Here is a 25,020-nt window from a genome sequence, read left to right as displayed (position 1 = left end):
GTACGTCCCTCCTGTCGACTCACAGTGACCGGCCCAGCCATCGCACACAGGCCAGGGCGGCCCGCAGGAACCCGTCCGCCTCGGGCGATCCGGGGGCCGGCGGCGGGCGGTGCTCGCGCCCCACGGCGAAGGCCCGCCGGATGCCGGTCGCGTCCGGGGCCCCGCACTCCGGTGCCCGCCGCAGGACATGACGGGCCGCCGTCACCCGCTCGCCCTCGCACAACAGCCGGTAGCGCAGCGCGTCGAGGCAGAAGCGGGAGGCGAGCCAGGCGTCCCGCACCGGGTCCGTGCGCTGTCTGTCGGCGGCGGTCAGCCGGGTCCACAGCACGCTCTCGGCGTTCTGGGTCCAAAACCGGGCCTCGTCCGCCAGGGCCTGGGTGGTCGGCCAGGTCACCCCTGCCTCCTCCAGTGTGCCGACCACGGGATGGCGTTCCGCCAGCAGCCGGCAGGCGACCAGCGGGGACCTCGCCGGCCCGGCCGCCTCGGTGACGTTGACGCGCAGGGTGGCGAGGTGCCGGTTCATGGCCGCGGCCAGTGCGTACCAGTGCTCCTGGCAGGGGTCGTCGTCGATGACGACCGTGATGTCGATGTCGCTGAAGCGGCTGACGGCCGCCGGGTCGAGCGTCGAGCCGGTCAGGACGGCGGCCAGGACGCCCGGCCGGTCCCGCAGCACGCCGTGGGCCCAGGCCGCGATGTCCCCCGGCGGCAGGAACGCGGGCCGGACGGGGCCCGGATCCGCGGGCGGCCCGGCGGCGGAGGGCGTGCCCGCCGTGCGAAGCGTCCGGACGGTCAGGTCGGCTCCCAGCAACGCGCGCAACGCCGCGGCGATCGTGGTCCGTTGAAGGTCCGTGGCGGGGCGCGGGCCGTGGTGTTCCACCACGACCTCGTCGCCGTCCCTGACGATCCGCGAGACGCCGAGGTCGAGTTGCCGGGAGAGCTTGGCCAGATCGATCCTGCGCACCGCGCGGCCGCTCGGCCCGGTCACCAGGGCGTGCTGGGTGCGCGCGGCGAGCAGCCGCAGCCGCGGACCGGGCCGCCGGCAGCCGCACGGCCCGTCGACCCAGACGCCCTGGTCCCCGTTGACGTAGCGCAGAAGCGGCATCGCGCGGTTCACCAGCGGCGTCACCGCGACGTCACCGGCGACCCCGGGTGGCAGCGGATCCCCCTGGTCCCCCACCACCTCCACAAAGGCAGCCGTCTCCTCGACGTGGTAGGTCCCGCTCTGCCCGCACTCGTGCGCGACGATGCCGGCCTCGGCGAGGGTGTAGAGGGCGGTGACCGGGCAGTGGAACGTCTCCTGGATCCGTTCCCGCAGCCCGGCGGTGAACTGCTCACCGGACAGCACGACCAACCGCGGCCGCACCCCGCTGGACGGCCCGAGGCGGTCGCACAGGGCCGCCATCACACTCGGCATCACGGTGATCACCTTCCCGCGCAGTTCCCCCAGCGCGGAACGGAACTCCTCGTCCGGCAACTGCCAGGCCCGGCTCAGATTCCACTTGACCAGCGCGACGCCGGGCGGGTCCGGTGCGATCGACGCCCGGGAGGTCGACGCCAGGTGCAGCGTCAGATGCGTGATCGCCAGACCGGCAGGCCCATCGAGGTGACGCCGTACATGCCGGACCAGGGCGGCGAGCTCCGCCTGCTGCGCCGCGTCGTCGACGACGACCTCCAGGGGCGCACCGGTCGTTCCGGTGGTGTGCACCCGCCGCCACCGGTTGGCGTCCCCCTCGGCCGACCACAGGCGCGGGCGCTCGCTCCGGACGGCCGTACGGCGCAGCAGCGGCAACCGGCGCAGCACGGCGACCGCGTTCTCCCCGGTCACCGGGCCCGGCGCAACCAGCGACTGGTAGTGCGGGACGTGCCGGCGGGCGTGGTCGAGCAGTGCGGCGAGCGCCGTCGACGCGCTCGTGCCGCTCACCCCGGAAGCCAATCGGCGGCCTCTTGGTCGACATCGGCCAGGAACCCGGACAGCTCCTCGATGTCGTGACCGCTCGACGCCCAGAACTGGGCGAGCCCGGCGGGGCCGGTCTCCTCCGCGGGCTCACCGGCCACGGGCGCGTGCAGGGCCTGGGCACGGTAGTTCACCATTCTGACGAGCTTCAGCAGGTCGGCGGTGTCCCCGCCCTCGGCGGCCCAGCGGCTGCGCAGTTCGCCGAAGGCGTCCCCGGCGTCCAGCACCGAGTCGTCCGACCGTGAGGCGTGCACCAGCAGCGCCAGATGGCCGCGCAGCAGCACCCCGGTCCGCTTGCTCATCCGTTCGGGGGCGGCCTGGACGAACGACTCGCGCAGATAGTCCGGCAGGCCGCCGGCGCGCAGCGCCGACTTCATCAGCCGTGCCGGCGTCTTTCGTCCGATCACCGCGGCTCGCCCTCTGCCTTCCGCCCGTCCCCCGCCAGCCGGGTCACCTGTTGGAGGTTCTCCAACCGCCACAGCATCCGGTCGACCGCCTTGCGCACCGCGGGGTCCCGGGCCGGTGTGGCGGCGGCCTGCCGAACCGACTCCAATGCCCGGGCCGGCAGCCCCAGCCGCTCGTAGACGAGGGCGAGCCCGTGCAGCGCACGCGGCAGGTCGATGGTCAGGGACAGGGCGCGCATCTCGTGCACCGTGCGCTCCAGATGCCGCACCGCTGATTCGGGTGAGCCCAGGCGCGCCTCGCACATCGCCAGGCTCGCCTCCGTGTCGAGACGGTGCCGGGGGTCGGCGGCGCTGCCGCCCGCCGCCAGGGCGGTGCGGTAGGCCGCGGCGGCCTCCCCGTACCTCCCGCGGCGCAGATGGACGTTGCCCTCCAGCTTGTGGGCGATCAGCAGGCCCGCGGCGTCGCCCGTGCGGGTCCGCAGATCGACACAGACGCCCAGCTCGTGCAGCGTCGAGCGGTCGTCCTCCTGCAGATAGGACAGGAAGGCCCGCTGCCCGGCCAGCTCGGCGCGCAGGGCGGGTGAGTCGGCGGCTCCCGGCACCGACTCGCATTCGCGCGCCAACTGCCAGGCGGACCTGGTGTCGCCGAGCTGGGCGATCTTGCGGGACAGGCGGACCCGCAGGCGGACCCGGTCCGCTTCGTCCCCGAGGCCGTCGACCGCCTCGATGAGTGCCTTGGTGAGCAGGACGTACTCCTTCCAGAAACCGCGTGCGTTGAGGCGGTCCAGCACCCGGTCGGGGACGGCGTCGCGAAGTGCCCGCCACTCACCCGTCTCCACCGACACCAGGGCCACGGGTGCCAGCACGCCCGCGAGCGACGCCAGCACCTCGCTCTCCGCCTCGGCCGCCGGCCCCGCCAGTTCGGCGAGAATGTCGTGCAGGGCGGCCCGGCGGGCCGTCGGGTCCACATCGTCCAGCGCCTGCCTCACGAGCTGGGGCACCTCGATGCCGCCGGCGACATGGACGACGAGGCAGCGCGGCACCAGATCGGACAGCGCGGCGGTGAACCACGGCGGGAGGGCCATCCCGGCCGAGAGGAGGTCCGCCGGCGGCACCCGGTCGAGCACCGCGGCGTACGCCAGGGCCTTGCGGTGCACCTCCGGAAGTCGGGCGACCGCAGTGGCCACGAGTTTCCGTGCGGAGAGCACATCGGAGGGCAGGTCGGGGCGGATCAGCAGAGCCGCGGGCACGTAGGCGGTGTGTGCCAGGAAGGTGCGCAGGGCGAGCGGGTGGGACAGCACATCGCCCGGCAGTTGCCTCGCGAGCTCCGCCGGGTCCACCGGGAGGTTCGTGCTCTGCGCCATATGGGCGATGAAGTCGGTGCTTTCGGCGCGGGACATCGGTGGCACGAGGAGGTGCCGGACCTCGGTGGCGTCCGCGAAGTGCTCCTGGGCGGTGGCCAGGACCAGGCAGTCACGGAGACCGGCGAAGGACCGCAGAATCGTCCTTCCGACCTGGTCCGTGCCGAGGTCGTCCAACAGCACCAGGAGCGGCTCGTCCGCGACGCGCGCCAGCAGGGCCGCGAGCGCGTCCGGCCAGTCGCGCAGGTACAGGTCCTCGCGTGCCAGCCCACGGCCGAACGCACGGTCCAGCCGGCCGTTGACCTCGTCCACGAGGAAGCGGGGCTCGGCGGCGGTGGTCCCTCCCGCGGACAGGGCCAGGACGGTCCGGCCGACGCGGAGGTCGTCCGCCGTGTCGCACAGCACATGCGTCTTGCCGATGCCGGGGAGTCCGCACAGCACCACCGGGGCCCCACCCGGCGTCGCCGCGGCGCGGGCCGCCGCCACGACGGAGCTTCGTCGCCAGCCGCCGGCAGGGGCGTTGAAGCCCGACCGGTGGTCCGCGTCGGTCGCTCCGCCCGGTAACGCCGCTGCCACCGGCTCCGGGGGGCCGGGTGCCTCGCCGCGGATTCCGGCACAGAGGCGGGTGAACGAACGGGGCTGGTCCAGCCCGCCGCGGAAGTCGCAGTAGGTGAACCGGTCCAGGAAGTCCAGATGCTCCAGGGCCGAGTCCGGGGCGTTCGGGAGCAGCACGGGTATCACCCGCATGGAGCGGCCGCTGACCCGGGCGTTGACCGCGAGCCGCACCTCCTCGTTCTGCCACGGACCCAGGCCGTGCGGGCCGCACATCGCAAGACAGCAGGGGCTGTTGGCCAGCGCCTCGTTCTGGCGCTCCTGCCACGGCTCCCCCGCCACCAGGCACCAGTCGTCGAGGAAGACCTGGAAGCCCTCCTCGTGCAGCATTTCGGCGAGCCGGTGCACCACGGCCAGGTCCCTGGTGTTGTAGCTGACGAACGCGTCATAGGTCGGCATCCGCCGACGGTCTTCGCTCTCCACCGTCCCCCCGTAGAAACGCACCCGGATTCCGGAACACGAGCGAACGCCGCGGCCCGGCACGGTCACCCGATTATGCCCGTCGGCACTGACACAGGGGTAACTCGCGGTGGCCCGAGCGGCGTTCGGTCGTGTCCCAGGTCCGGCGACTCAGTCAGCAGCCGTGACCGGCTGCCGGCGGGTGTCCACCACGCTCCGCAGCTTGCCGGTGCCGGGGGTCCGTTCGAGGCCGGCGCAGTCCGTCTCCGTCACCTCCAGCTCCAGCAGCCCCTCGGCGACGGCCGACCGCAGCTCGGGGTAGCCCGCGAGGAACACCTCGCGCGCCCGTAGGGCCCGCGGCTCGCCGCCTGCCCGCTCCAGGCGGACGGTGAGTTGCTCCCGCAGCCCGTCGTGGGCGAGCACGATCTGCGTCTCGCCCCGGTGGCCCAGGGACTCCTCGGCGAGCGTGACGAACCGGCGGTAGTTGAGGAAGTGCGTTGCCACCCGCATCACTTCCCCCAGCCGCCCCAGCAGTTCGAAGCGCGGGGCGCGGTTGCCGCAGGGGCAGGGGCCCGGTACGGCTCGGCCGAGGTCGCCGATGACGTATCGGCCCAGGTCCTGCCCCCGCCGCGCACGCGTGGCGAACACCAGCCGGCCGGTCTCGCCGTGGGCCACCGGTCGGTCCTCGTCGACGTCGAGGATCTCCAGGGCGTGCAGATCGGCGTGGAGGTGGTGCACGCCCCCGGTGCTCTCGGTGCACTGGTAGCCCAGCGGGCCCAGGTCCGTGCTGCCGTAGGTGAGCGAGCGGACCGTCTCGATGCCGAAGTCCTCCACGAGCACCCGTCGCTGCTCGGCGGTGAAGTGCTCACCGCCGTAGAAGATCCGGCGGATCCCGCCGTAGGCGCGCAGCAGGTCGCTCTGGTCGTGCAGCAGCTGCCACAGGTACGAGGGCATGCCGAACAGCGTGTCGACCTCGCACTCCACCAGCGCCTGCGCCGTCGCCCGGTGGTCGGGGCCGGCCGCCAGCGGTATCTGCACGCCGCCCAGCCGCTCCAGTATGGAGAAGAAGCTGATGAACCCGCCGTACATGCCGCCGCAGTAGAAGAGGTTGGCGGTCCGGTCGCGGCGCGGGTCGTAGCCGGCGGCCAGCAGGCCGCGGGCGGCGGCGTGCATCTGCGCGTCGTAGTCCTCGTAGGTGAACAGCGACAGCGCGGGGGTGCCGGTGCTGCCGCCGCTGCGGAAGTACAGCTCGGCGTCGGCGCGGGAGACCTGCTCGTTCAGTTCCTGCACCGCGGCCTTGTCGCGCAGCGGCCCGCGCTGCGCGGGCGGCGGCACCGGGCGTACCAGATCGTCGAGGCAGGCGACGGTGGCGAACCGCTCGTCGGCCTGCACCGCCACGCGGCGGCTGTAGCGCTGCAGCGCGTACACCCCGTCGTGCGGTTCGCCGGAGTAGCCCGACAGCATCCCGCCCAGTGGCGTGACGCGCGTGGCGCCGGCGGCCAGCACCAGGTGGGAGAGTTCGGCGACGTCGGTGCGGTCGCCCGCCACGCCGGCCGTCTGCAGGTAGCGGCGCATCGGCCGCAGCGTGGCCAGGGCGCGCTTGCGCGGCAGCGGCTTGACCCAGACGCTCCGGTGGAGCGGGGAGGCGGTGAGCGCCGGCCGGGTATCGGCGAGCACGCGCCAGGAGCCGTCGGCCGCCGCGTGTACCCGCGTGAGTCCGAGGTGTTCCTCCAGCCGGGCGAGCAGCTCGGTGGTGGTGACCTCCGCCTCCTCAGCGATGCCGGGCGCGTCGGCGGCCGGGGCGGGCGCCGCGGCCAGTACGCCGGCGAAGCGCTCGGCGAACGCGAAGACCTCCTCCTCGTCGTCGGTGTCGAGGTAGACCACCTGCGGGCTGGAGCACGCCTGTTGCTCGTGCGCGCAGACGTCGGCGGCCAGTGCCGCGAGCGCCTGGTCGTCGTGCCAGGCGGCGCGCGCCAGATAGGCGAAGGAGATCCGGTGGCCCCACTCCACCAGGCGGCAACCGGGCGGTACGTGTTCGGCGACGCCCGCGACGGCCGCCTCCCCGCCCCACACCGCGACCGCGTCCGCGGGCGCGCACATCATGCGCAGCCACTCCTGCCGCGACGAGGGGAAGCGCAGTACGATCACGCGCTCGCAGATGGCTCCCGTCGGGTCCAGCGCGGCCAGTTCGGCCAGGACGTGCTGGGCGAACAGCGGGTCGCCGGAGCTGGTCTTGAGCACGTTGACGTTGCCGGCGAGCAGGCCCTCGACGACGCTGAGCGGGGCGACGGTCGCGGCGTTGCCGGGCGCGATGTGGGCCACCAGACCCACCGGTGCCCACGCCTCGTAGACGGTCTCCTTCGCGTCGGGCCGGGTCAGCCGCTGGGGCGCCGTGCCGCCCAGTTCGCGACGGAGTTTGCGGGTCAGCTCGGCGCGGGTGAGGGCCAGGCCCAGTTCGGCGAGCACGCCCTCGTCCTCGTCGGGGGGCAGCTGCGCGGCCAGGCGCAGCCGCGTCGGGTGCGCGGGGTCGAGCAGGGCGGTGGCCAGCGCGTCGCACGCGGACAGCACGGCCGCGGTGTCGATCGGGGTGGCGAGGACGGCCTCGACGGTGTCGGCCAGGGTCGTCAGGCGGCGGCCCGCCTCCTCGTCGCCGATGAACACGTTCTGCCAGTAGTGGTGGAGGTCGGCTGGTGTGCTCGCAGGCGGTGTCGTCACGACAGTCCCTTCATCAGTTCGGCGGCGGCCACCGCACAGCTTCGGTTGCGGCTCACTCCGGCCCGGCCGAGGACGGTGAACCAGGGTGTGTCCAGGTCGCACGGGCACTCCCGGCCCGGCTGCAGGGTCGCCAGGTCCCCCATGACGACGCTCTGCGCGGGCACGGAGGTGATGTACGGGGAGACCAGGTGCAGGAAACCGGGCTCGCCGTGGGGCAGCGGCTCCAGAGTGCGTGTCGAGCGGACGCACACCCGTGACCACACGGGGGCGTGCAGCCGGTGGTGGTCGCATTCGATGTAGGGAACGCAGTGCTCGACCGAGCCGAAGGTGTCGCGGATCCGTTCCGACGGAACACCCAACTGCTCGGTGACGCGTGTGTACAGCTCCTCCTTGCCGATCTGCCGGTCGGTGTGGCCCTTCCAACCACCGCCGAGGACGATCAGGGAGCCCTCCGGGAGGCGGAGCGGCGGCAGCTCCATGGCGCGCATCCGCTCCAGGGTGAACCAGAGGAAGGCGGGAAAGCCCAGGATGCGCACCGGTACGTCGTCCTGGGCGAACCGCCGTAGCGCCGCGACGGTGCCGAACGGGTCGAACTCGTGGCCGCTGCCGGTGTGCCGCAGCGCGTACTCCACCTGCCGGGCGGGCGCGAAGTCGCACAGGTAGTTGTCGGTGAAGGCGGTGCCCAGCTTCAGGCCGGGGGCGGGCTCGTAGCTGTAGAGCAGGTAGTTGACGTCCTGGTCGGGAGTGATCCAGCCGTTGCGCTCGAAGATGCGGGCGACCATGCGCTGGGCTGCGCGGATGGTCCAACGGTCGAAGAACATCTGCGACTTCTGGCCGGTGGTGCCCGAGGAGGTCAGGTGCAGCTCCACCGCGTCCCGGGGGATCGAGAGCACCTCGTGCCGCTTGAAGAAGTTGGCGTGCACGAGAGGAGCGCCGTACGCCTCGGCTGCGCCCCGGTCGGCTCGCTCGGCCAGCGAGCGGAAGAACGGGGAGCGGTCCGCGTGCCAGGCGTTGATCTCCGCCATGGCCGCGGCGAACAGCTCGTCCTGCCGGGGGCCGCAGGCGTACGGATCGGTGAGATCGCACAGCTCCTGGACCCGCGGCAGCAGGGTGGGGTCGGGAACCTCGACGGGGGCGAGGTGGGGATTGACGACGGGGAAACTGCTCACGGTCATGAGGCAACCTCGAAAGGGGGCAGGTAGGTCGACGCCCAGGTCGACAAGTAGGCGTCCAGGTAGGGCTGCAGGGGGCCGTCGGCGACCACGCCGCGGAAATCGATCTGTTCGGCGGTCCGCGACATCACCACGTAGTCGTGGCGGCCGTCGCCGTCGGGCTCGGGGCGCATCGCCGGATAGAGCGCGCTGGGGATGAAGCCCTGCGCGAGGAACGTCGACAACAGGTCGTGCCGCGCCAACGGCAGCAGCGCCTCGACGTAACCGGCGCCGGCCCTGGTCAGGACCCGGTTGATGGGCTCCAGCCAGGCGGCCGCCGCCTCCGGTTCGGGGTACGCGGCGACCAGGGAGCAGTAGCGCCCGGCCCGGTTGAGGTAGGCGTACACCTCGAAACCGTCGTCGTCGGGCACCAGCAGGGTGTTGGGCAGGTGCAGGGGGTAGAACCAGCGCTCGGCGCCGGGGAACCGGTCGCGGAAGCGGCGGCGGACGAAGCCGGGTGCCTCGATCATCTCCAGCCGGTCGGCCGGAGCGGCCGGGCGGGCCGGCACGGGGCGCGGTGCGGTCGGGCGGGTGAGTCCGTAGTCGATGCCCAGGCTGCGTTCGGCGGCGCGGAGCAGGGGGGTCAACGGGGCCGGCACCTCGGCGACGGGGATGCGGCGGTCGAGCACGCCGGCGGAGTGACGCGCGTAGAGCGCGAGGCTTTCACGGCTGCTGAGGTCCACGGCGTTGGCCAGCAGGCCCAGCGGCCGGAAGCCGTTGCGGGCGACGACACGCTGCGGACCGGCGCCGACGGTACGGACGGTGGCGTACACCGAGTCCAGGCGACGGGTCCCCAGCGTGCGCCGGCACAGCTCGTCGGTGAGCGCCGAGGCCAGCCCGCCGGCCCGGTGACCGGGGTGCACGGCCAGGCCCTCCAGCCGGCCCACGCGGCCGCCCGGCTCGCCGTGGATCGCGGCCGACGCGATCAGGGCACCGGTGTCCCGGCAGCGCGCGACCAGCCAGAGCGTGTCCGGGTCGGCGATGAGCCGCAACATCGCGTCAGGGTCGGTACCCAGAGCACCGGGGTAGTGCGGCCCGTAGACGGCGTAGTAGAGCTGGCGCAGCTCGGCGATGTCGGCCGGCGACGCCGGGTCGATCGCGGCGGTCATCGTTCTCCTCGGGTGGCCACGAACTCGGGGGAAGGATCGGACGGATGGGGCCGCCGGTTCACGTCGGCCTGCCCGCGATCCCGGTCGTCCGCGCCCGGTCCGCGCAGCAGCGCCAGCGCGATCGCCGCGGGCACCAGCCCCACGGCCTGCACCAGGCACAGCGTCCGCGCCGGAAGGTGGTCGCCGAGCAGGCCGAACAGCAGCGAGGCGACGGGAAAGGACGCGCCGAGCACGGCCTGCATGACGGCGAAGAAGCCGGGCTTGTCCGCGGGCGGGACGAGCCGCTGGAACAGTGCGACGAAGCGCACGCCGATGACGCCCACGCACCAGCCGACCACCACCAGGCAGCCCGCCAGGACCAACCGCCCGGCCACCAGGTACGCCACGGCGAACGCCGCTGCCATCACGGCCAGCAGACCGGCCCCCACGCGCGTGGGCCGGCCGGGCACCCGGGCGCCGGTGATCGAGCCGAGCAGCGTGCCCGTGCCCAGCCCCGCTTCCAGCAGCGCCACGGTGGAACCGCCGCCACCGAGCTCCGACTTGGTGTAGAGCGGGATGACCACGAAGACGGCCGTGGTGAACAGGTTGGCCGCGGTGAAGCAGACCAGGATCTTCCGGATGGCCGGCAGCCCGGCCAGCACCTCGCGCAACCCGCGTGCCGTGCCGGCCCCGGCCGCCGCGCCGTCCTGCGGCTCCTGCGCGGCGGCCGGGCGGAAGCGGACCGTCGTGACGAGGAGCGCGGCGGCCAGGTAGGCGGCCGCACAGCCGGTGGCCAGCCCGGCCACGCCGGCCGCGTCCACGACCAGCGCGCCCAGCAGCGCGCCGCCCAGGCTCGCCAGCGACTGTGTGGACAGCTCGAAACCGGTGGCGGCCTCGATGTCCTCGTCGTCGACGAGCTCGGGAACGGATGTGGTCAGGCAGGGGTCGAAGAACGCCTGGCACGAGGCCAGCACCAGCGTCGCCGCGTAGGCGGCCGCCGCCGGCGGCGCGCTGCCGTACGCCACCAGGGCCAGCAGCAGGACGGCGGCACCGGCCGTCGCCGCGGCCGTACGCAACACCGACCGGTGCGAGAGACCGGCCACGGCCCGGGCGACCACGGGCGCCAGCGCCACGGCCGGCAGCGTGCTGACGGCCATGAACAGGCCCGACGCCAGCCCCCGCCCGGCGCCGACCGCATACGCCACCAGCCACCACGCCACACCGACCTGGAACATGCGGACCGCGGCCTGGGTCAGCACCTGGCCCAGCCAGACCGCGCCGAAGGCACGGTTGCGCAGAACGAGTGGCAGCCTGCGCCGCTGCCTCACGGCGGTGGCGGTCACGCGGTCGGCCTCTCGTCGACCACGCGGACCAGCTTGCCCGAGCGGGGATTGACCACCAGGTCGGCGTGGTGTGCCCACTCGACGGTGAGCGGGTGGACGTGCCCGGCGGCCACGCTCTCCGGGTACAGCGGCCGGGCCCGGTTCAGCCCGTCGACGACCGTACGGCCCAGGGCCGTAAGCCCCCGGCCGTCGTCACCGGGCGCCGTGACCAGGCGCAGCACGAGCCCGTCGCGGCCTTCCCAGCGCCGCACCACGAGCTGGGTGCCCACTATGCGCCCGCCGGAATCCGCCGTGGCGACGGCGTCCTGCGCGTCCTGCGCGGACAGCGACACGGGTCCCACGCGCACTCCCTCCTCGGCCCGGCCCAGGATGCGGAAGCAGCCGGCCTCGGGGTCCGTCCACTCGGCGCGGTCGCCGGCGGGGTAGCGCAGGACGGGCATGAGGCGGCGGTAGAGCTGGGTCACCACGACGCGCCCCGGCCGGCCGGTCTCCCGAATGGGCTCCCCGGTCGTCTCGTCGAGGATCTCCAAGACGGTGTGCGGGGTGAAGGTGCGATGCACGCGCGGGTCCGGCCCGGGGACGGGACGGCCGAGGAGGCCGGCGTCGACGCTCGCATAACCCAGCGACCGTGGTTCGGCGTTGGGGAACGCGGCGGCCAGCAGGGGCCGCTGGTCGGCGAAGAGCGGCTCGCCGCCGAAGAACAGCAGCTCCACCGCGGGCAGCTGACGGCCCGTGCTCACCAGGTGCGCGGCGAGCCGGCACAGCGTGGTCGGGGTGCCCGCCACCACCTGCGCCCGGAAGTCCTCAAGCGCGGGGGCGGTGGTCTCCAGGGGAGCGGCCCCGCCGATCGGGAGGCGGACGTTGCCGACCGGGGCATGCGCCAGGGAATCCAGGACGAAGAGGAAGCTGGCGTACAGGTCGCCGGCGTAGAACAGGTCCGCCACCCGGTGGCCCGGACGCAGCCCGGCGTCCACGAGGCCCTGGCCGAAGGCGGTGACGAACTCCCGCCACTCCTCACGGCTGTAGTACGAGAACTTCGGCGCGCCGGTGGTTCCGCCGGTCTTGTAGACGACCGCCTCCGCCAGCGGCCCGGTCAGCACGCGGTTGTCCTGGACGGTGTTGGCCGCCCAGTAGGCGTCCTGGTCCACGACGGGCAGCGCGGTGAGGTCCGTCACGGCCGGCGGGAGCGCCGCGTAGAGCTCGGAGTAGAAGGGCGAGTGATCGCGGGCGTGACGTATGAGGTGCGCTAACGGATGAACGGACATGCGGCCTCTGCCTAGGTGGTGCGGACGATGGCGGTAGGGGTCTGCCGGCACGGCGAAGCTGTGACGAGGGCGCAGAGAGGCGCCCGTGCGTCACGTACCGGTTCTCGATGTCGTTCCGCGGGGGGCGTGAGTACCGCCCTCCCGGCGTCGTGCCGTCGTCGCATCCGACGTTCCGTCACGAGGGAACGCCGTAGAAGATATCGCACATGAGAGACACACCTGGACACATGCAAGGCAAAGCTGACCAGAAACCTCTGTTTTATCGATTCTGTGGGGCGACGATGGTCGGGCTGGCGACCGCGGACACCGACCGCGATCACTTCCGTGGCCACCCGGCCCGCACCTCACGGCAGCTGCCGCGGTCTTCGGCTCCGCATGGCGGGCCGCCTACCACCGACTCACCGCGGAGACGACATCGATTAGGATCGATGGCCACATCGCGTGTCGGTCACCGGCTGGGTGAGGCATGGAGGTGTGGGGAGATGCCCACGGAGGCATTCCTTGTCAGTTGAGTTGAACCACACGATCGTCCATGCCCGGGACAACCGGGAGTCCGCGGAGTTCTTCGCGGGCCTGTTGGGCCTTGAGATCACCGCCGAGTGGGGCCCGTTCATCGCCGTCGACCTGAGCAACGGCGTCACGCTGGACTTCGCCACGATCCCCGCGGACAGGATCACCCCGCAGCACTACGCCTTCCTGATCTCCGAGGAGGAGTTCGACGCGGCGTACGCGCAGATCAGGCGGCGCGGCATCGAGCACTACGCCGACCCGCACCAGAAGCAGCCCGGCACGATCAACCACAACGACGGCGGCCGCGGCGTCTACTTCATGGACCCGGCGGGTCACGCCATGGAACTCATCACCGTGCCCTACGGCGGCTGGCCTGCGTAAGTACACACTCCGAGGGCCGCACCTCGCACCGGGGTGCGGCCCTCGGCGGCGGCTCACGGCCGGCATTCCGGCTCCGGTCCCCTTGGCGTCGATCGCCTAGGAGCACCAGAAGTCGTCTAGGAGCACCAGAAGAGGAAGCAGGTCCGCGGCCGCGTGGGGCGCGGTGCGGGCGTCGGGTTCGACCCCGCGTTCGTGGGTGACTGCTCTGGCCGGGGCGGCTCCTCGGCGGTGGGTCGGGTGGCGACGGGCGGTGCCGTGGTCGCGGATGCGGGAACCGCGGAGTGGGAGACGGCGACGTCCGATGCCGATGCCGACGGCTTCGCGGTGTGCGACGGACGAGCCGGCTCTCCCGCGGTCCGGCTCGGTACGGGCTGCGCGGTGGCGGACGCGTCGACGGGCGTGGGCGACGCCTGCGACTCCGTGTGCCCTCCGTGCGTCGGGCCGGTGGGCAGCAGTTCCCCCGACAGGCCTGTCGCGACGACGCCGACCAGTACGACCCCACCGGCGACGCCGAGGGCCAGCTTGGTCTTGCCGCCCTTACGGCGTCGCGCCCGGCGCGGGCCCTTGCCGCGGCGGCGCGTCACCGACGTTTGGGGGGAGGCGTACGCCTCGTCGCCGTCACCGGGACCGGTAGCCGCAGCCGCGTCGAAGCCGGTGGCCGTGCCGGGGTCGTCGAAGCCGGTGGCCGTGCCGGGGTCGAAGTCCCCCTCGGCCGGGCCGGGTCCGTCGGGCTCACCGCCCTGTTCGGGAAAGGGCCCTGCCTCGTACGACTCCAGGGGCTCGTACGACCGCGTCTGCTCGTACGCGTGCGGGGCCTCCAGGCCCCCGTAGTACCCGTGCGTTCCCGTGTGCTCGTGGACCGGCGGCTCGGCCATCGGCGGGACGCCGCTCCGGTAGAGGGGGTGCGGCCGCGCCGGGGGGTACCCGGTGGCCACGCCACCGTGGGCACGGCCACACGTCGGGCACACCTCCGCCCCATCGAGATAGCTCCCGCATCCCACGCAGTAGTCCATGCGGTTGTCCGTTTCCTCCGGTCGCCGCCCCCACCCCCCAGATGGCGGCACCATACTGGCGCGGCGATATCCGGCCCACCCCACCCCCTCGCCAGGCCCGAGCTGTACCGATGCGCCCCTGGTGCGGCACTACGCCCTGCCGACCCCCGGCTTGCCCGGTTGGTCGACAGCGAACGCGTCCCTTCGCCTCTGGCCTAGGGCCTGTCCGATGAGTCAGGGTCGGAAAGGCCGCGGCGTCTGGTGCGGTGCATCGCAAGGCGCCGGAGCGTCTCGATAGCGGAGCTATCGGGACGTTTCGGCAACGCCGCGAGGTGCCGTGCCAGACGCCGCGGACCCGGCCATGACCCATCGGACAGGCCCTAAGGGCTGTCCGGACCCGACCTACCGCGAGCCGAGGAACTCGATCGCCCGCCGGGTCAGGAGCTTGGCGGCGTCCGGGTCGTAGGAAGGCAGCGAACTGTCCGCGAACAAGTGCTGGTCTCCGGGGTAGAGGAACATCTCCGCGTCAGCGCAGTCGGAGACGAGCGCACGGGCAGCGTCGATGTCCTCGGCGAAGAACGCATCGGCTTCCTTCGCATGCACCTGTACCGGCACACCGTGAGGCCAAGCCGCGCCGTACTCCGACACGGGGATACAGGCGTGGAACAGCAGCGCGCCCCGTGCGCCCGGCCGTGTCTGCGCCAGCTTCTGGGCGGGCAGCACACCGAGCGAGAAGCCGACGTAAACGGTGTCCTGCGGCAGGTGTTCGGCCGCACGGACGCCGCGCTCGGTGATCTCGCCGAAGCCGATCCGCTCGACGTGGCCCAGGCCCTGCTCAAGGGAGCCGAAGGTACGTCCGTCGAAGAGATCGGGCGTGTGGACGGTGTGGCCGGCCGTGCGGAGTTCGTCGGCGAAGGCGGCGACTCCGGGAGTCAGCCCCTGCGCGTGATGGAACAGTGCAACCTCTGTCATGCCCGAACCCCTCGCTTGTGGGTAGCGAATGATCCGGAACTTTAGAATAATCGAGAGGTGTCGAACAATACCCGCCTGCCCGACTACGACCTTGCCGACGTCACGGACGTGGCAGCCCCGGCCCAGCTCCGCGCGCTGGCCAGCCCGCTGCGTGACGCCATCCTCGAGCTGCTCCTCGAACGCGCCGCGACCGTGAGCGAACTGGCCGCCGCACTCGACCGCCCGAAGAGCACGGTCGCGCACCACGTGAGCGTCCTGGTGGATGCCCGGCTGCTGAAGGTCGTGCGGACCCGCCGGGTGCGGGCCATCGACGAGCGCTACTACGGCCGTACCGCGCGCATCTTCCGCGTGGGCACGGTCAGCCCGACCGACGCGGACGCCACGCCGTACTGCAACAACGATCTCGCCACGGCCGCGACCGAGTCGGCCCCCGCACATCAGGCGGATCAACTTTCCTCGATCGTGCGGCACGTGCGGATCCCGCGGGAGCAGGCCCTCGAGTTCTGGGCGCGAGTCCTGGAACTCGCCAACGACTACGCGCAACTGCCGCGCGGAGGCGATGTGGTGTACGGCTTCGCGGCCGGGCTCTACCCGACCGACTACCCGGCACTGCCAGAGGCCGAGTCTGCGGCAAAGGGCCCGGACTAGGGCCTAGCCTGTATCGCAGGTCATGGCGTCCGCAGTCGCGAGGACAGGTGGTTGCAGATGCCGGTCCAGCAGCTCAGCCTCCGGGCCGAGACACCCTGCCCACGGTGGCGGCCAGGGCGCGCAGGACGCCCGTGCCGGCGAGCACCACCGAGGAGACCGGTCGTCCCACCCATCGCGTCAGATCGCCTTGGAGGTCGGGATCCACCTCGAGGGTCACCCGGATGTATCTGCTCTGAAGTGTGGTGACCTTGGTGGGCCGGGGTGCGGAGACGTCCTGCTCGCGCTGCAATGCCGCGCGGTAGTTGTCCTTGCGCTGGCTCATACCTCGTCCTGACGCTTGATCAGTTCCTCTGCGAAGTCCATGTACGCCGAGCCCTTGGCCTGGACCGGGTTCCCGAATGACTGGGAGTACAGGTCGAGCCGCGCGATCTGGGTGTCCAGCACTTCGAAACCCCGCTCGGTGAGTGCCTCGCGAGCGTCGGCATCGGGCCCGGTGCGCGTGGCATCGGCGCGGTTGGTGCGATTGAGCAGCACCGCCGTGCGGGCCGGTTCGGCACGCAGGGACTGCACGTCCGCCATCTCGCCGCGGATGGGTGCCATCCGGTCCAGTTCGATGGGGGCGGGGGTCACGGGCACGATCCACTCACCGGCGTACCTCATGATGCTGCGGGTGATGCGGGGATGGTCCTCCAGCTGGGGCGCATCGAGCACGACGGCCTGCCGGTTGCCGAGGAAGTCGTTCACGCGCCGGTGGACGTCCCCCACCGGCAGGGCGATCACCGGAAACGGAAAGCCACCGGCCAGCTCGCTCCAGCGCAGCGCGGAAGCGGCCGGGTCACCGTCGACCAGTAGCGGCGACAGGCCCGACTCATGAAACGCATGGGCCAGCCACACAGCACTCGTCGTCTTTCCGACGCCGGGTTTGAGGTTCACAAACGCACAGCTCAAAGACACAAGAGCCGACAATAACGGTCGTTATTGTCCATTCTCGGTCGGCGCGAGGGCGCGGCTTCGTGGTTCACCCGTAAGCAGTGAGAAACGACGGACACCCGGTTGTGGTCGCGGCCGACAGTGCGCACCACCGGCTGCGCTTTTTGCCCCGCGCCGGATCGACGGCGAGCCCGTCGGGGAAGCCGGTGTCCTAACCGAGAAAGCTCAGCCGCACCCGCCGATTCGGGTTGTCGACGTTGGTGTCGACCAGGCAGACCGACTGCCAAGTGCCCAGGGCCAGCTCTCCCCCGATGACGGGCAGTGTGGCGTGCGGGGGTACGAGGGCGGGGAGCACGTGGTCACGGCCGTGGCCGGGGGTTCCGTGCTTGTGCTGCCAGCGGTCGTCCGACGGGAGGAGGTCGCCGAGGGCGGCCAGCAGGTCCTCGTCGCTGCCGGCGCCGGTCTCCACCAGCGCGACGCCCGTTGTGGCGTGGGGGGTGAAGACGTTCAGCAGCCCGTCACGTCCCTGGGCCACGTCCCGCAGGAAGGACGCGCACTCCCGGGTCAGGTCGTGGACCGTCTCGCGGGAGCCGGTCCGTACGTCGATCTCTCGTGTCGTGAAGGTCTCAGCCATGGAGGGACTTTCTCAGAGTCGACGGGGCCTGTGAGAGGCGACTCGACCGGGTGGGTCCTGATGGGGGCCGGTGGCGGTGGGCAGGGGTGAACCCAGGAGTACGCAGACGTACGCAGGTGTACCCAGGTGTACCCAGGTACACCCCTGCCCGGCAGGCAGGGCCAATGGCGACAGCCCCGTGAGGCGGCATCGTCGGTGCCATGCGAATGACACCTGTGGACATCAGGGCGATGGCCTCGTTCCTCGCCGTCACCTTCCTGGCAGCCGGTGTGCTGGGCGCGGTCCAGCCCGCGACGGGGATACCCGTCGAGGTGATCCAGCTGACGCAGTTCGGTCCCGCCCTCGGGGTGGGGGTCGCCGCGATGCTGTGGCCGGGGCGCGTACGGACGCTGTTCACGAGCGGTCGGCGGGGCGGCGGCCATGGGGCGCTGCTGATCGTGACGGCGCCGCTGATCATCGCGGTGAGTGCCGGCGCGTACGCGGCGTTCAGCGGGGACGTGCGGTTCACGCGTCCGGATGCCCCGTTCGCGCTGATCGCCTCGGCGCAGTTGATCGGCGCGTGCGGGGAGGAGATCGGGTGGCGCTGCTTCTTGCAGCCGTTGCTGCGCACGCGTTTCGGGTCCCTTGCGTCCTCGGTCGCGGTAGGCGTCGGGTGGGGCGTCTGGCACGTCCAGGTTTTCGCGCAACACCCCGTGTACGCGGGGGCGTTCCTGGTGGCGGCGGTGTCCATGTCGGTGGTGATGGGGTGGGCCCTCGAAGGAGCGCGGGCTTCCAGGCTGCTGTTCGCGGGGTGCTTCCACGCGCTGATCAACCTCGGCATGCTGCTGTTCATGGACGAGGAGTCCGGCGCGGTGCTCCCCATGGTGCTGTTCGGCGTCTCGTGTCTGACGGCGGCGGTCGGGTGGACGTGGCTGAGCGCCGGGCGGGGGTGGGCGACGGCGGCGGCACCGGCTAAGCTCACCGCGATCATGGAAGATGTTCGCTAAGCCGCGCGAGGTCGTCACCCGCGCCGGTATCGCCCTCGGCCGGTGCCAGTTGGCGAGCCTGCATGCGCTCGCGGCGTCGGCGGCCGGTTCGTTGGTGGTACTGGCGCTGCTGCTGTTGCCGGTGGGCATCGGCTTCCGGCTGCTGCCGCCTGCCGCGCGAGCCCTGCGCGCGCTGTCCGACCGCTCCCGCTCGCGCACCGCCCGCTGGACGGACGTCCGGATCGACCCGCCCGGGCCGCTGCCCGCCGACCCTGGTGCGAACGCCCGCAAGAGGTCGGGGGCGATCCTCGCCGACGAGGGGTTCTGGCGTGACGTCGGGTGGGCGTGGTGGGAGCCGGTGACCGGCGGGCTCCTGGTGGCCGTCCCCCTCGCCCTGGTCGAGTACGGGGCGTTCGGCGCGCTGGTGCAGCCTTTCGTGTGGCGGCTCATCGACGACGGCAACTGGTACGCGTTCGTCCCGGTGCACACCACCGGGACCATGCTCGCCGCGCTGCTGCTGGGGCTCGCCTTCATGGCCGCCGGCCTGCTCGCCACCCCCGCCGTGCTCCGCTTGCACGCCCGGGTGAGCCGGCCGCTGCTGTCGGCGCCGCGCAGCACGCAGCTCACCCGGCGGATCGAGCGGCTCACCGACACCCGCGGCAGAGCCCTGGACACCCTTGCCGCCGAGCTGCGGCGCGTCGAACGCGACCTGCACGACGGCGCGCAGGCCCGGCTGGTCGCCCTGGGGATGACACTGGACCGGGCCACCCGCCTGCTGGAGACGGACCCGGCGGCGGCACGCGAGCTCCTGCTGGAGGTCCGCAGTACATCCGAGCGGGCCTTGCAGGACCTGCGCGACCTGGTCCACGGCATCCACCCGCCGGTCCTCGCCGACCGCGGCCTCGGCGACGCGGTCCGGTCGCTGGCGCTCGACAGCTTCCTCGACGTCCATGTCGCGGCGCGGCTGCCGGGCCGGCACCCGGCGCCCGTGGAGTCCGCGGCCTACTTCGCGGTGGGCGAGGCGCTGACGAACGCGGCGAAGCACTCCGGAGCCCGCGAGGTCCACATAGCCCTGACGCACGAGGACGACCGGTTGCGCATCGTCGTCACCGACGACGGTCACGGGGGCGCCGACCTCTCCCGGGGCACCGGACTGGCCGGCGTGCGACAGCGGTTGGATACCTTCGATGGCACTCTCGCCCTGCACAGCCCGCAGGGCGGACCGACCACCGTGACGATGGAGATTCCGTGCGCGTTGTCCTCGCCGAAGACCTCTTCCTGCTGAGGGACGGGCTGACCCGCACACTCCGGGAGCACGGCTGCGAGGTCGTGGCGGTGGACAACGGCCCGTCCCTCCTGCGCGCGCTGCTCGACGAGGGTGACGCGGCACCGGACGTCGCGGTGGTGGACGTGCGGCTGCCACCGACCTTCACCGACGAGGGCCTACAGGTGGCTCTGGAAGCCCGTCGCCGGCGCCCGGGCCTGCCCGTCCTCGTCCTCTCCCAGTACGTCGAGCAGCTCTACGCCCACGAGTTGCTGGCCGGAGGGGAGGGAGCCGTCGGGTATCTGCTCAAGGACCGGGTCACCCACACCGAGCAGTTCGTCGACGCGGTGCGGTGCGTCGCCGCCGGCGGCACGGTGATGGACCCGCAGGTCATCTCCCGCCTGCTGTCGCGCGGCGACGCCCGCGGCACGATCGGGAGCCTGACGCCACGTGAGCGCGACGTGCTGGAGCTGATGGCGGAGGGCAGGTCGAACGCCGCGATCGCCAGTGGTCTGCACATCAGCGAGAGCGCCGTCGCCAAGCACACCGCCGGCATCTTCACCAAGCTCCGGATCGGCCCGTCGACGGACGACAATCGCAGAGTGCTGGCCGTTCTGGCCTATCTCAGGAGCTGAACTCGGGCGCGCGCCGTGGGTTCGTCCGAATCGAGCAGTAACTGCTGCCGGGTAGTCCAGTAGTCCAGCGGTATCCGCTGGCGGGGAAACCAAGCGCGGCAGACGTCTCCCGCAATGGCGAAGCCATGTTCCTTCCATGCTCCCTCCATGCTCCGGCAACAAAGGTCCGGTGGTCGAGACGGCGTTTGACCCGTCTCGGACGGCACCGCTACGTTCGGCGACATGCCTCCTTCAGCCCTGCTCACCACGCGCGGTCATATCGACCTGGTGCGGGTGGCGTCCGCCGCGTGTCGTCGCGGCGGCGCGTGCTGATGTCCCGGCGCTGATTTTCGAAACTGCGGGCCACCTCCGTTCCGGCCTGCTCTCCATTGCGCGCGTTTGAGTCGGCGCACGGGTTTCTGTTGCGCTGAAGTGCGTTGCGCCGGGGTTGTGTTGCTCACCGGACGGCCCTCTCTCCTGCGTGCCCTTCCTTCCTTTCTTCCTTCCTTCCCTTTCTCCCTACCCCCCCCCGCTTCAACGGTGATCTGGCGCCGTCGACCACGGCGCCGCGTACCTACGGAAAGGCCGAGTGATGTCCGTACACCTGCACTGGTTTCTGCCGACCGGCGGCGACGGGCGGACGCTCGTCGACCGGCACGCCTACACCGACGGCGGCATCCGGCGGGACCGCATCACCCCGGTGAGCGGGGTACGGGCTCCGGACATCGAGTATCTGGCCCAAATAGCCAAGGCCGCGGAGCAGTTGGGATTCGAGGCGGTGCTCACGCCGACCGGGACGTGGTGCGAGGACGCCTGGCTGACGACGGTCGCGCTCACCCAGGTCACCGAGCGGCTGAAGTTCCTGGTCGCGTTCCGGCCGGGGGTGATCTCGCCGGTGCTGGCCGCGCAGATGGCCGCGACCTATCAGCGGATCTCGCGCGGGCGGCTGCTGCTGAATGTGGTCACCGGCGGTGACTCGACCGAGCAGAAGCGGTTCGGCGATCATCTCGACCACGATCGCCGCTATGCCCGTACGGATGAGTTTCTGCAGGTCGTACGGGGTGTCTGGAGCGGTGAGCCGTTCGACTTCCAGGGCGAGCACTATCAGGTGCAGGGCGGGCTGACGGCGCTGCCGCCGGACCCGCTGCCGCAGATCTTCTTCGGTGGGTCGTCCGCGGCCGCGGGGCCGGTCGCCGCCCGGAACGTGGAGGTGTATCTGACGTGGGGTGAGCCGCCCGAGCAGGTGAAGGAGAAGATCGACTGGATCCGGGGGCTGGCGGAGAAGGAGGGCCGTACGGTCCGGTTCGGGATCCGGCTGCATACGATCTCGCGGGACTCGTCGAAGGAGGCCTGGGCGACCGCCGGGCGGCTGCTGGACGACCTGGATCCGCAGACGGTCGCGGCCGCCCAGCAGGCGCTGGGCAGGAGCGAGTCGGTGGGTCAGCAGCGGATGCTCGCGCTGCACGGCGGCTCGCGCGACCGGCTGGAGATCTCGCCCAATCTGTGGGCGGGGGTGGGGCTGGTGCGCGGGGGCGCGGGCACGGCTCTGGTCGGCAGCCATGCCGAGGTGGCCGACCGGATCGAGGAGTACCACGCCCTGGGCGTCGAACACTTCGTACTGTCCGGGTATCCGCACCTGGAGGAGGCGTACTGGTTCGGTGAGGGCGTACGGCCGGAGCTCGCCGCCCGTGGGCTGCTGGAGGCCGGGCCGTCGCCGCTGGCGGGCGTACCGGTTGCCAACGGCCGGCCGGCGTCCGCGCCGGGCGGTGCGCCACTGTTGATCACCGGGGGGCGCTGAGGCGGGGCGGAACACGCGCCCGGGGAGTCCGGGAAGAGATCACCCCCTCCCCCGGTTGGTAGAAGCATGAACTACACCGGGGTGCGGACGGTCGAGGTCGTGGTGGTCGGGGCCGGGCAGGCGGGTCTGGCCGCGGCCTTCCATCTGCGGCGGGCGGGGTACGCACCGGACCGGGAGTTCGTGGTGCTCGATCACTCTCCGCGGCCCGGCGGTGCCTGGCAGTTCCGGTGGCCGACGCTGACGTACGACAAGGTGCACGGCATGCACGCGCTGCCGGGGATGGAGCTGACCGACGCCGATCCGCGACGGCCGTCGTCCGAGGTGATCGGCGCGTACTTCGACAGCTACGAGCAGACCTTCGGGCTGCGGGTGCACCGGCCGGTGAGCGTGCTGGCGGTACGGGAGGGCGAGGACGGGCGGCTGCTCGTGGAGACGTCGCAGGGGACGTATGCGGCGCGGGCGCTGATCAATGCCACCGGTACGTGGGACCGGCCGTTCTGGCCGCGGCTCCCCGGGCAGGAGACGTTCGGCGGGCGGCAGTTGCACAGTTCCCAGTACGCCGGGCCGGAGGGGTTCCGCGGGGCGCGGGTCGTGGTGGTGGGCGGCGGGACCTCGGCCGTACAGCAGTTGCTGGAGATCGCTCCCGTGGCGGCGGCCACGACGTGGGTGACGCGTCGGCCGCCGGTCTTCCGCGAGGGCTCGTTCGGCGAGGCCGAGGGCCGGGCCGCGGTCGCCCTGGTCGAGGAGCGGGTCAGGCAGGGGCTGCCGCCGCGGAGCGTGGTGAGCGTGACCGGGTTGCCGATGACGGACGCGATCCGGCGGGCCCGCGAGAGCGGTGTGCTGCAGCGGCTGCCGCTCTTCGAGCGGATCACGCCCAGCGGGGTGAGCTGGAGCGACGGGCGCTCGGTCGAGGCCGACACGATCTTGTACGGGACCGGGTTCCGCGCCGCCATCGACCATCTCGCCCCGCTGAAGCTGCGCGAGCCGGGCGGCGGCATACGCGTGGCGGGCACCCGTGCGGTGCGCGACGCCCGGGTGCACCTGGTGGGTTACGGGCCGTCGGCGAGCACCATCGGCGCCAACCGGGCGGGCCGGGCCGCGGTACGGGACATCCGCCGGCTGCTGGCGCGTGAGCCGGCGGTGGCCGCCGGGTGACCGGCACCAGACGGAACGGTGCAGGGTTCCGCCACCAGTTCGGACTTCACACGTTTACATGATCGAAAACGAACGCGGGAACGAGTGTTCGCCGGAAAGCGTGATCGATACCGGAAGGGGTTCCGTGGGAACAACGCGTCAGGTGATGCTTACGGGGCGCAAGCGGCGGGCTGCAGACCGTCACGGCGCCTCCGGTCGATATCCCTTGCTGGGCCGGAGAGTTGGTCCCACAACGCACGACTTTCCCAAGGAGCACAAGCCAGATGAACGACATCCTCACCAACGTGATCGCCGGCATCGTCCACCTCGTTGGTTGGCTCGTCTGACGGACTTCGCAGCAAAAGGAGCGCCGCCCCTCCCTGTCCCGGGAGGGGCGGCGCTCCGCGTGTCCGCCGTGCCTCAGGTCTCCAGCTTCCGCCGGGAGGTCTCGGGCAGCGTCAGATACACCACGAAGGACACCAGGCACAGCGCCGCCACGTACCAGGGGAAGAGGTCGGCGTGGCCGGCCTGCTTGAACCAGGTCCCGACATAGGGGGCGGTGCCGCCGAAGAGGGCGACGGTCAGGGAGTACGGGAAGCCGATACCGGCGGCCCGCACCCGAGCGGGGAACACCTCGGCGTTCACGGCCGCGGCGATCGCGGTGTACCCGGTGAGCAGCACCATTCCCGCACACTGCACCAGCAGCAGCGACAGGAACGCGTCGGTGACCAGGTGCAGCAGCGGCACCGCCAGGACGGCGAAGCCCAGCGAGAAGCCGAGCAGCAGCGGTTTGCGGCCGATGCGGTCCGAGAGCATGCCCCCGAGCGGCTGGAGCAGCGCGAAGAAGGCGAGCGAGAGGGTGCCCACGGTCAGCGAATCGCCCTTGTCGAAGCCGGCGTTGACCTGCGCGTAGGTGGGGAGGTAGGTCGTCCAGGTGTAGTAGGCGATGGTGCCGCCCGCGGTGATGCCGCAGATCAGCAGGGACTCGCGGGGGTGGCGGCGCAGCGCCTCGAAGAGGCCGGGCCGTTCGGCGGCGGCCCGCTGCCCGGCGCTCGGGGTCTTTCCTGCTCCGGCGGAGCTGCGGGCCTGCGGAAGGGTCTCCTGGGCACCGCGCCGGATCCACAGTCCCAGCAGGCTCAGCACCGCGCCGATGAGGAACGCCACCCGCCAGCCCCACTGGCCCATCTCCCGCTCGGTGAGCGTGGCCGCCAGCAGCGCCGCGGTCCCGGAGGCCAGCAGCTGGCCGAGGGTCGTGGAGACGTACTGGAAGCTGGAGAACAGTCCGCGCCGCCCCGGCCCCGCCGATTCGACGAGGAAGGTCGAGGACGCCGCGAACTCACCACCCACCGACAGGCCCTGCACCAGGCGCGCGACGACCAGGACCAGGGGCGCCAGGACTCCGGTGGCCGCGTAGGTGGGCGTGACGGCGACCAGCAGGCTGCCGGCGCCCATCAGCAGGATGGTGACGGTCAGCGCGGTCCGCCGGCCGCGCCGGTCGGCGACCGCGCCCAGCAGCAGCCCGCCGACCGGCCGCATGAAGAAGCCGACCGCGAAGACGGCGAACGTCGAGAGCAGGGGCACCAGGGAGTTCCCGGTGCCTTCGGGGAAGACCTGCTCGGCGAAGTAGACCGCCAGGAAGGAGTAGGCGTACCAGTCGTACCACTCGACGGCGTTGCCGACGGAGGCGGCGGCCAGCTGCCGCAGCCGCGACGGCGGGCGGGCACCGTCATCGGGTGTCCGGCCCTCGGTGATCTGCTCGGCGCTCGACATGGTCCTCCGCTCCGGGTTCTTCTCCTGGGCCCGCTGCTGGGGCAGGATGAGCCGTC

Annotated in this window: 22 protein-coding genes; 8 read left to right on the top strand and 14 right to left on the bottom strand. The window is 72.1% G+C overall.

The genetic code is table 11. From position 1 onward, the window contains the following. Positions 1–19: 19 nt before the first annotated feature. From ACZ5XZ_RS15920 to ACZ5XZ_RS15885, 8 genes are all read right to left on the bottom strand, one after another. The gene (locus ACZ5XZ_RS15920; protein WP_468978176.1) at positions 20–1,921 is read right to left on the bottom strand and encodes a hypothetical protein; all 1,902 of its coding nucleotides are present in this window, start codon (positions 1,919–1,921) and stop codon (positions 20–22) included. Beyond that, on the bottom strand, positions 1,918–2,361 hold the full coding sequence (locus ACZ5XZ_RS15915) for a hypothetical protein (RefSeq protein WP_468978174.1): 444 nt from the start codon (positions 2,359–2,361) through the stop codon (positions 1,918–1,920). Before ACZ5XZ_RS15915 ends, ACZ5XZ_RS15920 begins: the two co-directional genes overlap by 4 nt. Next, positions 2,358–4,730 (bottom strand): toll/interleukin-1 receptor domain-containing protein, encoded by a 2,373-nt coding sequence (locus ACZ5XZ_RS15910; RefSeq protein WP_468978172.1) that lies wholly within the window; start codon positions 4,728–4,730, stop codon positions 2,358–2,360. The genes ACZ5XZ_RS15915 and ACZ5XZ_RS15910 overlap by 4 nt, the downstream gene beginning before the upstream one ends. Positions 4,731–4,901: 171 nt before the next feature. Further along, on the bottom strand, positions 4,902–7,445 hold the full coding sequence (locus ACZ5XZ_RS15905; RefSeq protein ID WP_468978169.1) for an acyl-CoA reductase: 2,544 nt from the start codon (positions 7,443–7,445) through the stop codon (positions 4,902–4,904). Further along, positions 7,442–8,620, bottom strand: a complete 1,179-nt coding sequence (locus ACZ5XZ_RS15900) for a LuxE/PaaK family acyltransferase (RefSeq protein WP_468978168.1) — start codon at positions 8,618–8,620, stop codon at positions 7,442–7,444. Before ACZ5XZ_RS15900 ends, ACZ5XZ_RS15905 begins: the two co-directional genes overlap by 4 nt. After that, complete coding sequence (locus ACZ5XZ_RS15895) at positions 8,617–9,765, bottom strand: GNAT family N-acetyltransferase (protein ID WP_468978166.1); 1,149 nt, start codon at positions 9,763–9,765, stop codon at positions 8,617–8,619. Before ACZ5XZ_RS15895 ends, ACZ5XZ_RS15900 begins: the two co-directional genes overlap by 4 nt. After that, positions 9,762–11,087: an MFS transporter gene (locus tag ACZ5XZ_RS15890; RefSeq protein ID WP_468978164.1), complete on the bottom strand. Its 1,326-nt coding sequence runs from the start codon at positions 11,085–11,087 to the stop codon at positions 9,762–9,764. Before ACZ5XZ_RS15890 ends, ACZ5XZ_RS15895 begins: the two co-directional genes overlap by 4 nt. Further along, on the bottom strand, positions 11,084–12,352 hold the full coding sequence (locus ACZ5XZ_RS15885; protein WP_468978162.1) for a phenylacetate--CoA ligase family protein: 1,269 nt from the start codon (positions 12,350–12,352) through the stop codon (positions 11,084–11,086). Before ACZ5XZ_RS15885 ends, ACZ5XZ_RS15890 begins: the two co-directional genes overlap by 4 nt. Before the next feature lie 501 nt (positions 12,353–12,853). Here ACZ5XZ_RS15885 and ACZ5XZ_RS15880 point away from each other — a divergent pair. Next, a complete protein-coding gene (locus ACZ5XZ_RS15880) occupies positions 12,854–13,243 on the top strand; it encodes a VOC family protein (protein ID WP_468978161.1) in 390 nt (129 codons plus the stop codon). A 116-nt stretch (positions 13,244–13,359) separates the two neighbouring features. On the opposite strand, the gene ACZ5XZ_RS15875 is transcribed toward ACZ5XZ_RS15880, so the two are convergent. Both ACZ5XZ_RS15875 and ACZ5XZ_RS15870 read right to left on the bottom strand, forming a co-directional pair. Further along, positions 13,360–14,178 (bottom strand): hypothetical protein, encoded by an 819-nt coding sequence (locus tag ACZ5XZ_RS15875; protein WP_468978158.1) that lies wholly within the window; start codon positions 14,176–14,178, stop codon positions 13,360–13,362. A gap of 459 nt (positions 14,179–14,637) precedes the next feature. Then, positions 14,638–15,207 (bottom strand): dienelactone hydrolase family protein, encoded by a 570-nt coding sequence (locus ACZ5XZ_RS15870; protein WP_468978156.1) that lies wholly within the window; start codon positions 15,205–15,207, stop codon positions 14,638–14,640. Positions 15,208–15,264: 57 nt separating this feature from the next. On the opposite strand from ACZ5XZ_RS15870, the gene ACZ5XZ_RS15865 reads away from it, so the two are divergent. Next, a complete protein-coding gene (locus ACZ5XZ_RS15865; RefSeq protein ID WP_468978154.1) occupies positions 15,265–15,855 on the top strand; it encodes an ArsR/SmtB family transcription factor in 591 nt (196 codons plus the stop codon). A gap of 73 nt (positions 15,856–15,928) precedes the next feature. On the opposite strand, the gene ACZ5XZ_RS15860 is transcribed toward ACZ5XZ_RS15865, so the two are convergent. The 3 genes from ACZ5XZ_RS15860 to ACZ5XZ_RS15850 all read right to left on the bottom strand — a co-directional run bounded on the left by ACZ5XZ_RS15860 (position 15,929) and on the right by ACZ5XZ_RS15850 (position 17,419). Beyond that, a complete protein-coding gene (locus ACZ5XZ_RS15860) occupies positions 15,929–16,177 on the bottom strand; it encodes a hypothetical protein (protein ID WP_468978152.1) in 249 nt (82 codons plus the stop codon). Beyond that, on the bottom strand, positions 16,174–16,788 hold the full coding sequence (locus ACZ5XZ_RS15855) for a nucleotide-binding protein (RefSeq protein ID WP_468978150.1): 615 nt from the start codon (positions 16,786–16,788) through the stop codon (positions 16,174–16,176). Before ACZ5XZ_RS15855 ends, ACZ5XZ_RS15860 begins: the two co-directional genes overlap by 4 nt. Before the next feature lie 208 nt (positions 16,789–16,996). Next, entirely contained in the window at positions 16,997–17,419 is a 423-nt protein-coding gene (locus ACZ5XZ_RS15850; RefSeq protein WP_468978149.1) for a secondary thiamine-phosphate synthase enzyme YjbQ, read from the bottom strand. Positions 17,420–17,619: 200 nt separating this feature from the next. On the opposite strand from ACZ5XZ_RS15850, the gene ACZ5XZ_RS15845 reads away from it, so the two are divergent. The 6 genes from ACZ5XZ_RS15845 to ACZ5XZ_RS15820 all read left to right on the top strand — a co-directional run bounded on the left by ACZ5XZ_RS15845 (position 17,620) and on the right by ACZ5XZ_RS15820 (position 23,215). Continuing rightward, positions 17,620–18,405 (top strand): lysostaphin resistance A-like protein, encoded by a 786-nt coding sequence (locus ACZ5XZ_RS15845; protein ID WP_468978147.1) that lies wholly within the window; start codon positions 17,620–17,622, stop codon positions 18,403–18,405. Next, entirely contained in the window at positions 18,395–19,669 is a 1,275-nt protein-coding gene (locus tag ACZ5XZ_RS15840; RefSeq protein WP_468978145.1) for a sensor histidine kinase, read from the top strand. The genes ACZ5XZ_RS15845 and ACZ5XZ_RS15840 overlap by 11 nt, the downstream gene beginning before the upstream one ends. After that, complete coding sequence (locus tag ACZ5XZ_RS15835) at positions 19,633–20,283, top strand: LuxR C-terminal-related transcriptional regulator (RefSeq protein WP_468978142.1); 651 nt, start codon at positions 19,633–19,635, stop codon at positions 20,281–20,283. Before ACZ5XZ_RS15840 ends, ACZ5XZ_RS15835 begins: the two co-directional genes overlap by 37 nt. 222 nt (positions 20,284–20,505) lie before the next feature. Next, complete coding sequence (locus tag ACZ5XZ_RS15830; protein ID WP_468978140.1) at positions 20,506–20,595, top strand: putative leader peptide; 90 nt, start codon at positions 20,506–20,508, stop codon at positions 20,593–20,595. A gap of 259 nt (positions 20,596–20,854) precedes the next feature. Further along, positions 20,855–22,060: an LLM class flavin-dependent oxidoreductase gene (locus ACZ5XZ_RS15825; protein ID WP_468978139.1), complete on the top strand. Its 1,206-nt coding sequence runs from the start codon at positions 20,855–20,857 to the stop codon at positions 22,058–22,060. Between the two features lie 66 nt (positions 22,061–22,126). Then, complete coding sequence (locus ACZ5XZ_RS15820; RefSeq protein WP_468978137.1) at positions 22,127–23,215, top strand: NAD(P)-binding domain-containing protein; 1,089 nt, start codon at positions 22,127–22,129, stop codon at positions 23,213–23,215. A 399-nt stretch (positions 23,216–23,614) separates the two neighbouring features. Here ACZ5XZ_RS15820 and ACZ5XZ_RS15815 read toward each other — a convergent pair whose 3' ends face one another. Beyond that, positions 23,615–24,964 (bottom strand): MFS transporter, encoded by a 1,350-nt coding sequence (locus tag ACZ5XZ_RS15815; RefSeq protein WP_468978136.1) that lies wholly within the window; start codon positions 24,962–24,964, stop codon positions 23,615–23,617. Between the last annotated feature and the right edge of the window lie 56 nt (positions 24,965–25,020).

Source organism: Streptomyces sp. NPDC033270 (assembly GCF_055576575.1).
This window is presented reverse-complemented; position numbering and strand designations above follow the sequence as displayed.

What these genes read in the sequence shown, in the direction of transcription:
- ACZ5XZ_RS15910 (WP_468978172.1), bottom strand. Translation starts at nt 4,730, where the DNA reads ATGCCGACCTATGACGCGTTCGTCAGCTACAACACCAGGGACCTGGCC.
- ACZ5XZ_RS15900 (WP_468978168.1), bottom strand. Translation starts at nt 8,620, where the DNA reads ATGACCGTGAGCAGTTTCCCCGTCGTCAATCCCCACCTCGCCCCCGTC.
- ACZ5XZ_RS15895 (WP_468978166.1), bottom strand. Translation starts at nt 9,765, where the DNA reads ATGACCGCCGCGATCGACCCGGCGTCGCCGGCCGACATCGCCGAGCTG.
- ACZ5XZ_RS15885 (WP_468978162.1), bottom strand. Translation starts at nt 12,352, where the DNA reads ATGTCCGTTCATCCGTTAGCGCACCTCATACGTCACGCCCGCGATCAC.
- ACZ5XZ_RS15870 (WP_468978156.1), bottom strand. Translation starts at nt 15,207, where the DNA reads ATGACAGAGGTTGCACTGTTCCATCACGCGCAGGGGCTGACTCCCGGA.
- ACZ5XZ_RS15860 (WP_468978152.1), bottom strand. Translation starts at nt 16,177, where the DNA reads ATGAGCCAGCGCAAGGACAACTACCGCGCGGCATTGCAGCGCGAGCAG.
- ACZ5XZ_RS15850 (WP_468978149.1), bottom strand. Translation starts at nt 17,419, where the DNA reads ATGGCTGAGACCTTCACGACACGAGAGATCGACGTACGGACCGGCTCC.
- ACZ5XZ_RS15845 (WP_468978147.1), top strand. Translation starts at nt 17,620, where the DNA reads ATGCGAATGACACCTGTGGACATCAGGGCGATGGCCTCGTTCCTCGCC.
- ACZ5XZ_RS15840 (WP_468978145.1), top strand. Translation starts at nt 18,395, where the DNA reads ATGTTCGCTAAGCCGCGCGAGGTCGTCACCCGCGCCGGTATCGCCCTC.
- ACZ5XZ_RS15830 (WP_468978140.1), top strand. Translation starts at nt 20,506, where the DNA reads ATGCCTCCTTCAGCCCTGCTCACCACGCGCGGTCATATCGACCTGGTG.
- ACZ5XZ_RS15825 (WP_468978139.1), top strand. Translation starts at nt 20,855, where the DNA reads ATGTCCGTACACCTGCACTGGTTTCTGCCGACCGGCGGCGACGGGCGG.
- ACZ5XZ_RS15820 (WP_468978137.1), top strand. Translation starts at nt 22,127, where the DNA reads ATGAACTACACCGGGGTGCGGACGGTCGAGGTCGTGGTGGTCGGGGCC.
- ACZ5XZ_RS15815 (WP_468978136.1), bottom strand. Translation starts at nt 24,964, where the DNA reads ATGTCGAGCGCCGAGCAGATCACCGAGGGCCGGACACCCGATGACGGT.